General features: G+C 59.5%; 2 protein-coding genes. Both read right to left on the bottom strand.

Annotated elements, in window-relative coordinates; all coding sequences use genetic code 11:
• Positions 1-238 precede the first annotated feature (238 nt).
• The gene (locus Q8S38_RS24910; RefSeq protein WP_305683011.1) at positions 239-580 is read right to left on the bottom strand and encodes a histone H2B family protein; all 342 of its coding nucleotides are present in this window, start codon (positions 578-580) and stop codon (positions 239-241) included.
• Between the two features lie 250 nt (positions 581-830).
• On the bottom strand, positions 831-1,268 hold the full coding sequence (locus Q8S38_RS24905; protein WP_305683010.1) for a hypothetical protein: 438 nt from the start codon (positions 1,266-1,268) through the stop codon (positions 831-833).
• Positions 1,269-1,448: the final 180 nt, after the last annotated feature.

The following is a 1,448-nucleotide window of genomic DNA, read 5'->3' as shown; positions in this document are numbered from 1 at the left end:
CTTTTTGTCACAGCAGGAGAGAGAGAGAGAGAGAGAGCAACTTAAGGGTGAGCAAGCAACGCTCCACACACACACAGACACACTCGAACGTCGTCGGAGTTGACCCCATCTCTGACCCGCCGAGGCGAAACGAAAACGGATGCTGAAGTTTGTATCTTTGTGTGTGGTTTTCTTCTGTTCTTCCTTCTTTTCTTACGAAACCCGCTCACAACGACGACGGCATGTGTCTATGCAGTTTCTAAGCGGACACCTTCGCGACCGCCTTCGTGCCCTCGGCCATCGCGTGCTTCGCCAGCTCCGTGGGCAGCACCAGGCGCACCGCCGTCTGGATCTCGCGCGAGCCCAGCGTGCGCTTCTTGTTCACGCGCACCAGCGTCGCGGCCTCGGACGCAACGCGCTCGAAGATGTCGCTGATGAACGAGTTCACGATCTTCACCGTCTTCGACGAGATCGTCAGCTTCTTGTCGATGGCCTTGAGTGAGCGGCTGACGTACACGCTCCAGCTGCGCTTCGGCTTGCGCGTGCTCTTCTTCGCTCCAGCCTTCTTCGACGCGGCGGCAGACGACGACTTCTTGGCCATTTTCTAGGGCTTGCTTGGTGGCTTGCTTGTCTCTGCAGCAGAAAACAACAAAAGAGACGCACGATGCCGCAGCAGCAGCAAGAACAACAACTGCGACTGCCTCAATCATCTTTTACTTTTGCCCCAGTGACTGGAATGCCTCCCTTCTTCTCTCTTTCTGTATGCTTTCTTTTTGCTTTTCGTGTGTTTGTGCGTGCTTCTTACCCAGCCGACGTTCTCTAGCCTCAGGCGACGACGTCTATCTCATCGCTTACGCCTTCGGCGTCGCGCTGGAGGACTTGGCGGCCTTCTGCTGCTTGTTCAGGGCCTTGTGCACAACCGGCAGCACGCCGCCGCGCGACAGCGTCACGTTCTGCAGCAGCGCGCCGAGGTCCTCGTCGTGGCGCACGGCCAGCGTCAGGATGCGGGGGTTCAGGCGCGTCACCGTCTTCTTCGACGACTTCTTGCCCGACGCAGCAGCGCTGTTCGCCGCCTTCACCGTCAGCTCCAGCAGCTCCGCCGTCAGGTACTCCAGCACCGCCGCGAGGTACACCGCCGCCGACGCACCCACGCGGCGCGCGTACTGGCCGCGGCGCAGCTGCGAGCCGATGCGCCCAACGGGGAACAGAAGACCCGCCTTCTTCGCCTGGCTGCCGCCCTTCTTGGACGCCGCCGCGCGCTTCTTGCTTGCCTGCTTGGGAGTGGCCATCTATTTGTGTCTTGGTTTGCGAGTGAGCTTGAGAGGTCTCTTTTTGTCACAGCAGGAGAGAGAGAGAGAGAGAGAGCAACTTAAGGGTGAGCAAGCAACGCTCCACACACACACAGACACACTCGAACGTCGTCGGAGTTGACCCCATCTCTGACCCGCCGAGGCGAAACGAAAACGGAT

The sequence above is a fragment of the Allobosea sp. genome (genome assembly GCF_030695125.1).
Taxonomy (GTDB): Bacteria; Pseudomonadota; Alphaproteobacteria; order Rhizobiales; family Beijerinckiaceae; genus Allobosea.
The sequence above is the reverse complement of the archived record's forward strand: the minus strand, read 5'-3'. Positions and strand labels throughout refer to the sequence as shown.

Bases quoted from the DNA above. Each gene is read 5' to 3' on its own strand.
- Q8S38_RS24910 (WP_305683011.1), bottom strand. From the start codon at position 580: ATGGCCAAGAAGTCGTCGTCTGCCGCCGCGTCGAAGAAGGCTGGAGCG.
- Q8S38_RS24905 (WP_305683010.1), bottom strand. From the start codon at position 1,268: ATGGCCACTCCCAAGCAGGCAAGCAAGAAGCGCGCGGCGGCGTCCAAG.